The 13,280-nt window shown below is 46.4% G+C and carries 16 protein-coding genes, 1 tRNA gene and 1 pseudogene; 16 read left to right on the forward strand and 2 right to left on the reverse strand.

All coding sequences use genetic code 11. The features are described from left to right. The 13 genes from BM135_RS15465 to BM135_RS15525 all read left to right on the forward strand — a co-directional run. Positions 1-1,693, forward strand: a 1,693-nt coding sequence (locus BM135_RS15465) for a DUF5906 domain-containing protein (protein WP_092521266.1), incomplete at its 5' end; no start/stop codon positions are given. Positions 1,694-2,129: 436 nt separating this feature from the next. Then, positions 2,130-2,408 carry a hypothetical protein gene (locus tag BM135_RS15470; RefSeq protein WP_245737430.1) on the forward strand — a complete coding sequence of 93 codons (279 nt, stop codon included), beginning with the start codon at positions 2,130-2,132 and terminating at the stop codon, positions 2,406-2,408. Between the two features lie 223 nt (positions 2,409-2,631). After that, positions 2,632-3,783, forward strand: coding sequence for a phage major capsid protein (locus tag BM135_RS15475; RefSeq protein ID WP_092521270.1), 1,152 nt, complete (start codon positions 2,632-2,634; stop codon positions 3,781-3,783). 44 nt (positions 3,784-3,827) lie between these two features. Next, a complete protein-coding gene (locus BM135_RS15480) occupies positions 3,828-4,373 on the forward strand; it encodes an HK97 family phage prohead protease (protein ID WP_092521272.1) in 546 nt (181 codons plus the stop codon). A gap of 2 nt (positions 4,374-4,375) precedes the next feature. Continuing rightward, positions 4,376-5,593, forward strand: coding sequence for a phage portal protein (locus tag BM135_RS15485; RefSeq protein ID WP_092521274.1), 1,218 nt, complete (start codon positions 4,376-4,378; stop codon positions 5,591-5,593). Then, positions 5,590-5,928 carry a phage head closure protein gene (locus BM135_RS15490; RefSeq protein WP_092521276.1) on the forward strand — a complete coding sequence of 113 codons (339 nt, stop codon included), beginning with the start codon at positions 5,590-5,592 and terminating at the stop codon, positions 5,926-5,928. Before BM135_RS15485 ends, BM135_RS15490 begins: the two co-directional genes overlap by 4 nt. Continuing rightward, on the forward strand, positions 5,921-6,223 hold the full coding sequence (locus BM135_RS15495; protein ID WP_092521278.1) for a head-tail connector protein: 303 nt from the start codon (positions 5,921-5,923) through the stop codon (positions 6,221-6,223). Before BM135_RS15490 ends, BM135_RS15495 begins: the two co-directional genes overlap by 8 nt. Further along, positions 6,223-6,657 (forward strand): HNH endonuclease signature motif containing protein, encoded by a 435-nt coding sequence (locus tag BM135_RS15500; protein WP_092521280.1) that lies wholly within the window; start codon positions 6,223-6,225, stop codon positions 6,655-6,657. Before BM135_RS15495 ends, BM135_RS15500 begins: the two co-directional genes overlap by 1 nt. A 173-nt stretch (positions 6,658-6,830) precedes the next feature. After that, a complete protein-coding gene (locus BM135_RS15505) occupies positions 6,831-7,190 on the forward strand; it encodes a phage terminase small subunit P27 family (RefSeq protein WP_074019010.1) in 360 nt (119 codons plus the stop codon). A gap of 11 nt (positions 7,191-7,201) precedes the next feature. Further along, positions 7,202-8,863 (forward strand): terminase large subunit, encoded by a 1,662-nt coding sequence (locus BM135_RS15510; RefSeq protein ID WP_092521282.1) that lies wholly within the window; start codon positions 7,202-7,204, stop codon positions 8,861-8,863. 620 nt (positions 8,864-9,483) lie between these two features. Beyond that, complete coding sequence (locus tag BM135_RS15515) at positions 9,484-10,002, forward strand: tail assembly protein (RefSeq protein ID WP_339385088.1); 519 nt, start codon at positions 9,484-9,486, stop codon at positions 10,000-10,002. A gap of 7 nt (positions 10,003-10,009) precedes the next feature. Further along, positions 10,010-10,183: a hypothetical protein gene (locus tag BM135_RS15520; protein WP_245737431.1), complete on the forward strand. Its 174-nt coding sequence runs from the start codon at positions 10,010-10,012 to the stop codon at positions 10,181-10,183. Positions 10,184-10,520: 337 nt separating this feature from the next. Then, the gene (locus BM135_RS15525) at positions 10,521-10,919 is read left to right on the forward strand and encodes a CoA-binding protein (protein WP_092521284.1); all 399 of its coding nucleotides are present in this window, start codon (positions 10,521-10,523) and stop codon (positions 10,917-10,919) included. Positions 10,920-10,974: 55 nt separating this feature from the next. Here the strand turns inward: BM135_RS15525 and hspQ are convergent, their stop codons facing one another. Next, entirely contained in the window at positions 10,975-11,295 is a 321-nt protein-coding gene (hspQ, locus tag BM135_RS15530) for a heat shock protein HspQ (protein ID WP_175486180.1), read from the reverse strand. 224 nt (positions 11,296-11,519) lie between these two features. On the opposite strand from hspQ, the gene yccX reads away from it, so the two are divergent. Then, complete coding sequence (gene yccX, locus BM135_RS15535) at positions 11,520-11,798, forward strand: acylphosphatase (RefSeq protein ID WP_092521286.1); 279 nt, start codon at positions 11,520-11,522, stop codon at positions 11,796-11,798. Positions 11,799-11,813: 15 nt separating this feature from the next. On the opposite strand, the gene tusE is transcribed toward yccX, so the two are convergent. Continuing rightward, a complete protein-coding gene (gene tusE, locus BM135_RS15540) occupies positions 11,814-12,143 on the reverse strand; it encodes a sulfurtransferase TusE (RefSeq protein ID WP_092521295.1) in 330 nt (109 codons plus the stop codon). Positions 12,144-12,325: 182 nt separating this feature from the next. Between tusE and BM135_RS15545 the strand changes: the two genes are divergently transcribed. Both BM135_RS15545 and BM135_RS15550 read left to right on the forward strand, forming a co-directional pair. After that, positions 12,326-12,413: transfer RNA gene (locus tag BM135_RS15545), tRNA-Ser, on the forward strand. 193 nt (positions 12,414-12,606) lie between these two features. After that, positions 12,607-13,037: pseudogene (locus BM135_RS15550) on the forward strand (tyrosine-type recombinase/integrase); the annotation flags it as partial. Positions 13,038-13,280: the final 243 nt, after the last annotated feature.

A 13,280-nucleotide genomic window follows, 5' to 3' on the forward strand; every position in this document is an offset into this window, starting at 1 on the left:
TGATGAAGGCAATTTACCGACTGTGACTAAACAGGTCAGGGAACGGTATCCAGACGCGAGAATTATCCTTGCCGCCGACAATGACTGGCACGCACTGGGCGAACTGGACGACAACGGTAAGCCTAAGAAGAACGTCGGCAAGGTAGCAGCCGAGAAGACCGCTAAAGCGATTAATGGGTGGGTCACATTACCGCCAACAGAGCATAAAGCTGATTGGGACGATTATCGCCAGCAGCACGGCATCGAGACAGTAAAGCAGGCATTCAGTGAAGGGTTGTATCAGGTGGGGGAGAAGAAAGTGGAAACAGATAACGTTATTTCAATTAATCCGGGAAAGCAGAAGAGAAAACGCACAGGTAACAACCTTACACAACTGGCGGATAATGAAAAGGCTCTATTGCTAACAGAACGGTATGAGGGAATTGCTATTCACTCAGAAAGCGAGGGGTTCTATACCTATCAATCGGGAGTCTGGAAGAAAACATCATGCTTGGATCTAAGCCGGGAAATGGGAAAAGTGTATACCTTGCATGGCACTAATTTTAGCAAACGTGCGCTCAATAATGTGGTGGAAGCATTAAAGATTGTTGCGCCTGTCATGGGGGAACCGTGTCAGAGCATGATCCCCTTTGCGAATGGTGTCTTTGATATTGAAACAAAAATCTTCTCATCTCACCGACCTGAAAATTGGTTATTAAATCACAATGGCATTGAATATACCCCGGCAAAACCGGATGAGAATTTGCGAGATGGAGCACCTAATTTCCATAAATGGATAAGCCACGCCGCTGACCGAGATCCGTACAAGATGAAGCGTATATTTGCAGCGTTATATATGGTGCTGGCTAACCGTTATGACTGGCAGCTATTTTTAGAAATTACGGGTGAAGGGGGTAGCGGTAAAAGCGTCTTTACTCAGATAGCAACGTTATTAGCAGGTCAGCACAATACAGCCAGTGGCAATATGGCGGCGTTGGACACGGCACGAGGACGGGCACAGTTTGTCGGGAAAAGCATGATCACCTTACCTGACCAACCTAAATACACCGGAGAAGGCACGGGGATAAAAGCGATTACGGGTGGTGACGCCATAGAGATTGATCCCAAGCATGAACAGCAATACACAACAATCATACGGGCAGTTGTTATTGCAACAAATAATACCCCGATGATATTTACTGAACGTGCGGGCGGCGTGGCTCGTCGGCGTGTCATTTACCAGTTTAACAATAAAGTAAAAGAAGAAGATAAAGACCCGCATTTGTCAGACAAGATAGCCCATGAAATCCCGGTTATTGTCAGGCGATTGCTGGCAACATTCGACGACCCCGAACAGGCCAAAGTGCTATTACTTGAGCAGCGTGATAGTGATGAAGCATTGGAGGTTAAACGGGCATCTAACCCTGTTTTAGATTTGTGCGCGGCACTGGCTTTTATGGGAGAACCACGAGGGTTAGAAATGGGCGGTGGACGTAAAACGGAAGAAGAGCGCCAGCCAAAAAAATACCTTTATCACCTTTACCTCTCATTTATGGAATATCAAGGACTGGGGCGTCCCCTGAGTGTAACCGAGTTTGGGAAAGCGGTTAAAGAAGCCGCGAAGGAGTACAGGGCTGAATATCTGACTCGAACCATAAAAGGCAGACGGCAGACCAATGTACAACTCACCGATAAAACGGACGAGTTTTTATAAAAATAGTGTTTGGTTATCTACCTTGTCTACCTAAAGGTTATTTATTTATATTAATCATATAGTTAATTGGGTAGATAACTGTTTTAAGATTATCTACCTGTTATCTACCTTATCTACCTTATCTACCCAAAGGAAAAAAATAGGTAGATAAAGTCGAGACAGGTAGATAACGGGTAGAGAGCTAAAAGTCAGTCATCTACCCACTCAAAGCCTTGTGCCACTTGGGATAGAGTGAGTTGGTAGATAAGGTAGATAACCCCGAGGCATTTTTTTATAAACGTTAAAACACAAACGTATTGACCCTCAATAGCTTTTATTCTCATGCGCGAGTTGCGCTATCTAGGGGTTGATATTCAAAACCTCGATAAGACAATTGAGAGTCATTGATGATAGTGATTCTTTCTGGCAGGTATATCTTGCAACTAATCAGGAGAATATGATGAACAAAATTAACTTAGACGTCGAATGTTCGAAGAAAAGCCTTGAAGAAGTGACTCAGCATAAAAAGTTATTTGGCTTCCCTGAGTACTTAAGTGAAATATCCCCAAGACAGTATCGGGAACTGGTTAACAAAGGGGCGTTCTTTTTTGTTGATCATCACAACAGCCTACGACACCAGTTCTCAGGTGAAATAATGGCAACTGACAGGCAACAGGTTGATATTCTCATTGCACAACTGGAACTATTAAGAGCAGAACTACCTGATAAAAGGTAAAGATTTGTAAATATCATGTCCTCATGTTTCCGCCTGTTTAGCTCTCATATTATGAGGGCTTTTTTATTATTTTTCATGGTGTTAAATAGTGATTGCTGATACATGTAGGCGCGTCCTGACTTCAATTGCTCTGTAGCAAGTCCTCCAAAGCGGTAGTGCCAGACTACTACCGCTTCCCCAAACCTGCATGACAGCGAACCTTTAACCTACATGCAGAGGCACCATGAAGAAATTACTCGAATTACGTCAGCAAAAAGCAACCTTTACCGAACAAATGCGTTCGCTACTGACTAAAGCCGAAGATGAAAAGCGCTCTCTTAATGCCGATGAAGCGAAACAGTTTGACGAGCTGCGCACTCAGTCTGATGCACTCAATGCGGAAATTGCCCGTTATGAAGCACTGTCTGATGAAGAACGCAATCAGGCCAAGGATCAGCCCGCCAATGAAACACTCAGCAATGACGAACTGCGTCACTATATTGTGACCGGTGAAACGCGCACCTTGTCTACGGGCGTACCCTCAGAGGGTGGCTATACCGTTATCCCGGAACTGAACAAGCAGATCATGCAGCAACTGGCTGATGAGTCGGTCATGCGCCGAATCTGTACAATCAAGACCACACGCAGCAACGAATATAAACAACTTGTTTCGGTCGGTGGGGCAGCCGTAGCCCACGGGGAAGAAGGCAAGGCACGCGGTGAGACGGCTACGCCGAAGATGGAAGAAGTCAGTATCAAGCTGTTTCCTATCTACGCCTATCCTAAGACTACCCAAGAAATCATCGATTTTAGCGATGTGGATATCTTGGGCTGGCTGACCTCAGAGATTGCAGATACGTTTGTGGATACCGAAGAAACGGATCTCGTGAGCGGTGACGGCAGCAAGAGAGCGAAAGGCTTTCTGTCTTATCCCCGTGATACCCAAGCTGACAAGGTACGTGCATTCGGTACGCTGCAAAAGCTGGAAGTTGCCAAGCTGGAAGCCGATAGCCTGATTGACCTGAAATTCCTGCTCAAAAACAAATACCGCAAAAATGCGGTGTGGGTGATGAACTCCACAACGGCCGCCCAAGTGCAGAAGCTGAAAAACGGTAACGGGGATTACATCTGGCGCGAACGTCTGCAAGCCGGTGATCCTGATATGTTGCTGGGCTTGCCTGTCCATTACCTCGAATTTATGCCCGATAGCCTCATTGGTCTGGGCGACTTCAAACGCGGTTACTTCATTGTTGACCATGAAACCGGCACCCGTACCCGCCCTGACAATATCACCGAGCCGGGATTTTATAAGGTGCACTCAGACAAATATTTAGGTGGCGGTCTGGTGGACTCCAACGCGATTAAGGTGCTGGAAGTCAAAAGCACCACGAAATAAGCAAGAGGGGCACAGCGCCCCTTTTCAGTCTTGGAGTCTATCGAATGAATGATATTGAATTAAGAACGGCATCACTTTCTGCCAGTGATAAGAAACTAACAGGCTATGTGATTAAGTGGAACAGCCGATCCCAAATTCTGTGGGATGAATTTGTAGAGCAGTTTGCCCCGAATGCCTTTAGTACAAGCCTAGCTACAAGTGCTGATATCAGGGCGCTGTATGAGCATGATTATACGAATCTGTTAGGCCGAACCACGTCCGGCACGTTGCAATTGAGTGAAGATGCCACCGGGTTACGCTTTGAGTTAACCCCGCCTGATACGCAATTAGGGCGTGATGTACTGGCACTGGTTGAACGGGGTGATATTTCCGGTATGTCCTTTGGTTTTCGAGCCATTAAAGATCAGTGGGATGTTGGACAAGAACCGTATCTGAGAACTGTTTTAGAAGCCGAACTGCGGGAAATCACCATCACCAGTTTGCCCGCCTACCCTGAAAGTGGTGTTGAGATTGCCAAGCGTTCCCTGAATGCGGTTAAGCCCTGTCATGCGGATTTGCGTCATTACTGGCTGAAACTGTCCGAGGTGTAACTATGTGGCCTTTTAAGCGAAAAGCCCCAGAAAGGCGCAGCATGAGCATTGATGAGTTTCTTTCTCTGGCGGGTATATCTAATACCAAATCAGGCGAGCATGTTTCACCCTCAACAGCCGAGGGCTTGCCTGCGGTGATGAATGCCGTCACGGTGATTAGTGAAGCCGTGGCGACCATGCCTTGCTACCTTTATCGGGTTCGGCACCAGAACGGCAAAGAGTCCCGTGAATGGCTCAGTGATCACCCTGTGGATTATTTGCTCAATGAATACCCGAATGACTGCCAGACGCCTTTTCAGTTTAAGCGAACCCTGATGCGTCATTGCTTACTCAATGGTAATGCCTATGCCGTGATAGTCTGGGGGCGGGATGGTCAGCCGCAATCGTTACACCCTTACCCGCCGTCAGCGGTTGTACCACAACGATTATCTGATCACCGATTTGCTTACACTATCACTGAGCCTTATAGCGGCAAGGTCAAAACTTACCTGCAAGAAGAAATCCTGCATTTGCGTTATGCCACCGAAGACGGCTTTTTGGGACGCTCGCCTGTCACGATTTGCCGTGAAACATTGGGCTTAGGATTGGCACAACAGCGCCACGGAGCCAGCATCATGAGAGAAGGCATGATGGCAGCAGGCGTGATTAAAGCCGCTGAGTGGCTGGATGGCGTCAAAGGCAATAAGGCACTGGAAGCCCTCGAACGCTATAAAGGCGCTCGCAATGCAGGCAAAACGCCCATTCTTGAGGGCGGGATGGAATACCAGCAATTAGGCATGAGTAATCAGGATGCGGAGTGGCTGGCTTCCCGTCGCTTCACGATTGACGATATCGCCCGGATGTTCAACGTCAGTCCGATCTTCCTGCAAGAGTATTCGAACAGTACCTACAGTAACTTTAGCGAAGCCTCCCGCGCTTTTCTGACAATCACCATGCGCCCGTGGCTGGCTAACTTTGAGCAGCAAATCAAATCGGCCTTGCTGATGGCATCACCAAAACGGGGCATTCGCTATCAGGTGGAATTTGATACCGCCGATCTATTGCGAGCCAATCCGAAAGAACGCTTCCAGAGTTATGAGACGGCGATTAAATCCGGTGTGATGTGCCCGAATGAAGCCCGTGAACGCGAGGGATTATCACCCCGCGAAGGTGGCGATGAGTTTAGCCAGGCATGGAAACAGACGGTAGAAGTGAAGAAACAACCGGAGGGCAAGGAATGAGAGCAGGCGCATTAAGGCATCGTATTACGTTACAAAACTTCACCCAGATCCAATTACCATCGGGGCAGCGTATGCAGAAATGGCAGGATGTCGCCACGGTCTGGGCGGAGGTCAAACATATCAGCGGACGGGAATTAATGGCTTCCGGTGCGGTGTTCTCAGAAGCCACCGTGCGTATCTGGCTGCGTTACCGTGCTGATATCACCACCGCAAACCGTATCTTTTATCAGGGTGATAATGCCAGCGGCCAGTTCTTTAACATTGTGGCGGTTATCCCCGATCCCCAACACACCCGCTTAGAGCTGCTTTGCAAGGGAGGCTTACCGAATGGATAAGATTGATATTCCCCTAAGCGAAATCAAACAACATTGCCGGATAGACGAAAGCAATACGCTTGAAGATGAACTGCTTAAGGGCTATGCCGGGGCTGCATTGGAAGTTTGCCAGCAACATATCGGCAAGCGCTTTGATGAAGGCTTGGTATTCAGCCCTGCGATTAAAGTCGGTTGCTTACTCTATATTGGCTTGCTGTATGAAACTCGTGCGATGGCGGTAGAAGTGGAACTGAAAGAAGTGCCTTTCACTATCAAGTCATTGTGGTCTGTCTATCGTGATGTGGGGATCTACTGATGCCGTGGCAACCTTTAAAGCGTTGTCGTTATCCCGGATGCAAACAGCGGGTAAAGTCTGGTCGATGTGATGAACACAAACGGGAAGCGAGACGACAGCAGGACAGTAAGCGAGGAACCCGAACAGCACGCGGTTATAGTAATCAATGGGGTAAGTATCGGTTGATGTATTTGAAAGCGAATCCCGTATGTGTGATTTGCCTGAAAGCCAATATCTACACACCCGCAACCATTGTTGACCACATTATCCCGATAGACGGTGACAGTGATGTGTTGTTCTGGCCTGAATCCAATCACCAGTCAATATGTCATAGCTGCCATAACCGTAAGACCGTGCAGACAGACCCAATAACCAAGCAGAAGCGCAAGAACGGTGAGTATCGGGAACAGGAAGAAAGAGCGGCAAAGCATCAAGGCTGGTTAGTTGCAGGATGAAACAGTCACATCATGATTTGATATTAATTGCAATAAAAACAGTTTCAAGTGAAATGATTAGGTGGGGGAGTAAAAAATGACAAATGCCCCTCTCAGAGGAACCGCCCGCCTCCTCCAATTTTTATGCACGGCACTTTTTTCAATAGCAGTAACTTCATAGGAAACAATCTATTATGGCAAGAGCACCCAAACCCCCTGAGTATTTAAATGATATCGCTGCGCAACAATGGAAATCGAAAGCCAAAATCCTCAATGAACGGGAAGATCTCAGTCCGGCAGACTGGAACAACTTAGAACTCTATTGCGTCAACTATGCGATTTACCGGAAAGCCGTTGAAGACATTGAAGTGCGCGGGTTCGCAGTGGAAGGTTCACGCGGTGCAGCGACCAGTAACCCGTCACTGAAAGCGAAGGCCGATGCCGAGAAAATCATGATAAAGATGTCCTCACTGTTGGGCTTTGATCCGGTATCCCGCCGCCGAAATCCGGTAGAAAGCGATGAACCCGATGATTTAGATGTGCTGATGGCCTGAGTGATACCCCGATGAACGCATGGGAACAGTACGCTTTTGATATCGAAAACGGTACAATTCCGGCCTGTAAGCGCGTAAAACAGGCCGTGAAACGCTATTATAATGACCGGAATAACCCGCTTTATGTGTTCGATACCGAAGTCGTAGCGCGTTTTATTGGCTTTGCCCATCTCTGCCCGCACGTCAAAGGCCACTTGCGGGGCAAACCCATCATGCTTGAGCCGTGGCAGCAATTCGCCTTTGCTAATCTGTTCGGCTTCAAGGTCAAGGCCACGGGGCGCAGAAAGTACCGCAGTGCTTACATTCAGGTGCCACGAAAAAATGCCAAATCCACCGTGGCCGCAATACTGGCTAACTGGTTCCTCGTGATGGAGAACGGGCAGCAGGATATCTACACCGCCGCCGTGAGCCGTGACCAGGCGCGTATCGTGTTTGATGATGCCCGCCAGATGTGCCTGCTATCAAAGCCATTCAAGAAACGGGTATCTATTCAGCAACACAAAGTCACTTATGCCAAGAGCAACAGCCTGTTAAAGCCACTGGCCGCCAAAGCTGCCACCATTGAAGGGACTAACCCCTCTCTTGCTATTGTCGATGAATATCATTTGCACCCGGATAACGCGGTTTACTCTGCCCTTGAGCTGGGGATGGGTGCCCGTCCCGAAGGTATCCTGTTTGCCATTACCACGGCGGGCAGTAACGTGATATCCGCCTGTAAACAGCACTATGATTATTGCTGTCAGATATTGGACGGCGAAGAACAAAATGAATCGCTGTTTGCCCTGATTTACGAACTGGACGACGAGAATGAGATTGATGATGAAACGCTTTGGATAAAGGCCAATCCCAATCTGAATGTGTCGGTAGACAGTGCCGCTTTGCACGACACGATACAGAAAGCGCGTGGCATACCCTCACAATGGACGGAGATGTTAACCAAACGCTTTAATATCTGGTGTCAGGGTGAAACGCCGTGGATGGGTGAAGGCGCATGGAAAGCCTGCCAGTCAGACTATGATGAAAACGACCTCAAAGGGCTGGAGTGCTACGCTGGACTGGATTTATCCTCCACAGGCGATATCACCAGTATCTGCTACACGTTTCCGGTGGATAACGAGCTGTTATTACTGACCCGCCATTACCTGCCCGAAGCCCAGCTACAGAATCCGGCCAACAAGAATCGGGCAGTGTATCGCCAGTGGGCACAAATGGGCTGGATACGTACCACCGCAGGCGACTGCATTGATTATGACCGTATCCGTGATGATATCCTCAAGGACAGCCAGCACTTTGATATCAAACTGGTGGGCTTTGACACATGGAACGCCACACACTTAAGAACTCAGCTACAGGGCGCGGGGCTGGATGTTGAGCCGTTCCCGCAAACCTATATGCGGTATAGTCCCGTAGCCAAATCCGCCGAAGTCTTTGTTAACCGCAAAATCATTCGTCACAATGGCGATCCGGTGCTGGCGTGGGCGATGTCCAATGTGGTGATGGAAACGGATGCAAACGCCAATATCAAGCCGAATAAGAAGAAATCGGCGAATAAGATAGATCCGGCAATTGCGTTCCTGATGAGCTTCGGCACATGGCAGGCAGAGCATGAAGAGTTTGCTTTTAGTCTCAATGAGGAACAGAGGCAACGGCTGGCTGATTTTGATGGCATTTAGATAAGCTATTGATTTTATTCATACTCGGCATGGTGCAGTATTTATTAATAATCAATGAGTTACGTAGAGGTATTTTATAACCTATTGATTTTTCTTATTTCTGTCATTGTGCCAGAGATTAATGAAATCAAGGAGTTAACCAACTGTTGTGAGAATCACAATGGTTGCTACTTCTCCTTAAAGTGAGGATGAACAAGAATATCAATGGGTTATCCAACTATGGTGAAGATTACCACGGTTGCCACGGCCATTGCCCCGTGAGCGTGGTACAGATATGAACAGTTATTTTGCGTTTTTTTTCGTTAGAGCGTGATTTTCGAATAAATTTTCTAAACCTCTATTGTGGTAATCACAACGCAGGTGGGCTTGAGTTTAAGCCGTCCAGTACAAGGTTACTTAATGTCACTGAATACGTATTACGTTTGCAGTGAATCATAGGAAAGGTGTTATAATTTTAACCTATTGATTCTTAACATGATTGAAAAACCAGATCATCTAGAGGTCATTATGGCTTATACAGATCCCCCTATTCGCACAATCCGGCTTCATGGCGTCCTAGCTACCAAATTCGGCGAAACATTTGACTATGTCGCCAGAGATGCCGTACACGCCATCCGGCCATGAGTAAACTGGTTGCGGGCTTTGAAGCGTTCATGATTAATGCCCATAAACAGGGCGTCACTTTTTCGGTCATTGTGGGTGGGCGAAGTTACAACAAAGACGAACTGGACATGACCAAGGGGGGTGGGGATATTCATATCATGCCCGTGATCACCGGCAGCAAGCGGGCGGGACTTTTTCAAACCATTCTGGGCGTCGCCCTGATTGCTGTCGCATGGTGGCACCCGCTGAGCTGGTCGGCCTCGACGGCGTTATTTGTCGGTGCGTCAGGGGCATCAATGGCTATGGGTGGCGTCTCTCAAATGCTCGCACCTCAACCGCCGGGATTGGGAATACGCGAATCACCCGAAAATAAGCCCTCTTATGCATTCGGGAGTCCGGTTAATACGACCGCCCAGGGCAACCCGGTTCCCATTCTCTATGGTTCGCGCGAGATCGGCGGGGCAATTATTTCTGCGGGCGTCTACACCGAAGACCAGTATCAGACAGAGCAGATTGAGACACAGAGAAAACAGTAAGTAATAAATGACAGCTCAATCTCATGTCGCCACAATCACAGGCAAGATTACCGTTTCCCCCAAGCGTATAAAGTGCCAGACGGGTAAAGTGATGGCAGTCGCTACCATGCAGGCACAAAGCGAGAAGCGCAGTGATTACCCGCTACGTGTCGTGGATTTGATGAAATGGCGCTATCGGTGATGCTGCTACAGAAAGGTCAGGTGATCACGGTGACGGGAAAGGCTTCTTACTGGCGGGGCTATCAGTTGGCTGCTTCTTCTATCGCTTAATAGCTTCCGACGAAATTCGGCGTAACCTATTTACAAGGTTGGTGATTTTAACGTACTGACCTCTACTACCGACGAAATTCGTCGTCAGTCATTTGCGCTATAGATCTTTGTTCTCGTCTTATAAGCTGTTTATGTGGCTGTGCAAACATCTATGTATAAATATTTGTATAAACATAAACAAAAATTAACTTCATTAAGTTCATAAAAATACATTTAAAATCATATTATTATTGCAATATGATTAGTTCATAGCGGATATACTGGAAAAGGTCAAAACCATAGCGTTAGTCGGAGCGAGTGAGAAAACAGATCGTCCAAGTTATAAGGTAATGAAATACTTACTGAATCAGGGATATAAAGTTATTCCTGTCAGTCCTAAACTATCAGGGCAAACTTTATTGAACCAGTCCGTTGTGGGACAATTATCTGATATTAAACAGCGCATTGATATGGTTGATGTATTTCGCAATGTAGAAGCTGCTTATGGTGTTGCAGAGGACGCTATTGCCATAGGCGCTAAAGTACTTTGGTTACAAAAAGGCATTATCAATGAAGAAGCTAAATTACTGGCAGAAAAGGCAGGGCTAGACGTTGTGATGGATCGTTGTCCCAAAATTGAAATCCCGCGTTTAGGAATGGAAAAGTAAACAAGGCGGCGATTTTTTATTCACCACCTCACGGTTATAATTAGAATAAAAGCATTTAATGTCGTCGTCGCGGAGCTTGAAATTGAGTGCGGATAGCTTCTGCCAACTCATCCAGAGAAGATTGTTCTGGATGGTCATCTGATATTTCGTAAGTCAATTGAGCTTCTGCTAAATAGGTCTGGACGGGTTGCCCATCGTCACCTTCCATTACAACATGATACCACGGCGCTGAACGTAAGGTAGCATTAGATGCAATATCATTTTCCTGCGGCTGTTCTGAAGAGTATTCAGCATCAATATCTACAATAACACCCAAATAACCCAGCAACCTATGTCGTACTTGCTGGCCGATACCGAATTTGCTGGCGATCATCATAGTCACCTCCAAAGAAACCTTGCAATGACTCTTATATAAGGACAGTAAGGTAAATTTCAAGCGCACACCCGGTCACCGGAATTTCTGTATGATTTTTGAAACCAAGATGGCACGTGATCGCCACCTTATATTTTTAGGTTAGCTGTTGCGTATATAAAATACAATACCAAAAGTGTGTTTAACATTTCAAATGTTCTTACCACTTAATCTGGAGGAATACAATAATGACTGAAGACAGTATTATTATTTATGTTTACGGAAGGGTACAGGGCGTTGGATTTCGTTATCACACCTACCGTTGGGCAAAGAAGAATAAGCTGGTGGGATATGTCCGCAATATGAATGATGGAAGCGTCAAAATCGTTGCTTGCGGCAATGATGCACAAATCAAAATGTTAATACATTGGCTGGAGCAGGGAGGGCCGCCGAGGGCCAAAATAGAACATTTCCAATCTCAGTTTTGTGGAGTAGAAGAGATGAATGATTTTAGCATCCGCCATTAGCGACGGATGAATAAATCAAATACATTTGACTGGCTTAGGAAGGCCTGCAATTTTTGTTGCCTGCTTTGCAGGCCCTTTAGGAAATAGGCGATAGAGATAACGGCTATTTCCTTTCTCTTCACCATATTTTTGGGAGATCGCTTTGACTAACATACGAATAGCGGGTGAAGTATTAAATTCTTCATAGAATTCACGTACAAAACGTATAACTTCCCAATGCTGTTCAGTTAAAGTAATCGTTTCCTGCTCGGCAATGATGGGAGCCATACCCTCTTGCCAATCCCTGTAATTTTTCAGATAACCTTGTGCATCGGTTTCGATCTCACAACCTTCAAATACCAACATAACTTTTTTACCATCCAATAACGATGACTGCAATTTAGCAAAAATCACTTCTATTCCCAAGAAAGATTACCAAAAATGCTGAATAAATAGACCAATAGACAGTGTCATGAATAAATTAACGGCAGTTGAACAGATAAATGCTTTACATTGGGAACAGTGATGTTTATAGTGCTCGACATCGCGGAGGGGTGGCCGAGCGGCTGAAGGCAGCGGTCTTGAAAACCGCCGATGGGAAACTATCCGAGAGTTCGAATCTCTCCTCCTCCGCCATATACACTTCTAGCAGCATCTCTTAAAGTCTACTTTCCCCAGTAAAATCAACGAAAAATCCCAAATAAAGCTCTATTAACGTCTACTGGCATCTATTGCAATGTACCCCAGTCAGGGGGGATATATAGGGGGATTCTCTTTACCCTCTAGAAAAATACCCTCATTACTTTGAGGGGGCAAGGATGCTAGAAATATGAAACTAACAGCCCGACAAGTTGAAACAGTAAAACCCCAAGATAAAGATTTTAAGCTATCAGATGGCGGCGGTTTATATCTGCTGGTAAAGACAACCGGTTCTAAATACTGGAGACTGAAATACCGCATTGCAGGAAAAGAAAAATTACTCGCCATTGGCACTTTTCCACTTATCACTCTGGCAGAGGCCAGAATAAAGCGTGATGAAGCCAAGAAACTGATAGCCGAAGGTATTGCAATCAAGATAAAAAACAGAAGAAACTTGTGGCTCAGGGAGAAATCAGTAACACCTTTGAAAGCATTGCGAGTGAATGGTACGAGGGAAGAAAAGACAGATGGTCTGTTGGTTATCGTGAAGATATGATGGACGCTTTCGAAAAAGATGTTTTTCCTTATATTGGTCATCGCCCGATTGCTGAAATAAAACCCCGGTCGTGTATTCAACCCGTTGATATGTGTTAAATATAGTATTCACGTTCAATGAAAGTCCCAATGACTTTATCATGCATACATGGACGCCCCTTGTTTGCCAAATAATCATTTGTTATGACCCGAACCAGGTTAAGATTGCAGCCACACATCCGGACTTTAGTTAAGGCCGTCGCCTCTGTCCCTGATGGAATTCGCTGGCCAGGCTCTCATCATTTCAACGCGCTATGAGCGCTTGCACGA

The sequence above is a fragment of the Xenorhabdus japonica genome, assembly GCF_900115195.1.
GTDB lineage: Bacteria > Pseudomonadota > Gammaproteobacteria > Enterobacterales > Enterobacteriaceae > Xenorhabdus > Xenorhabdus japonica.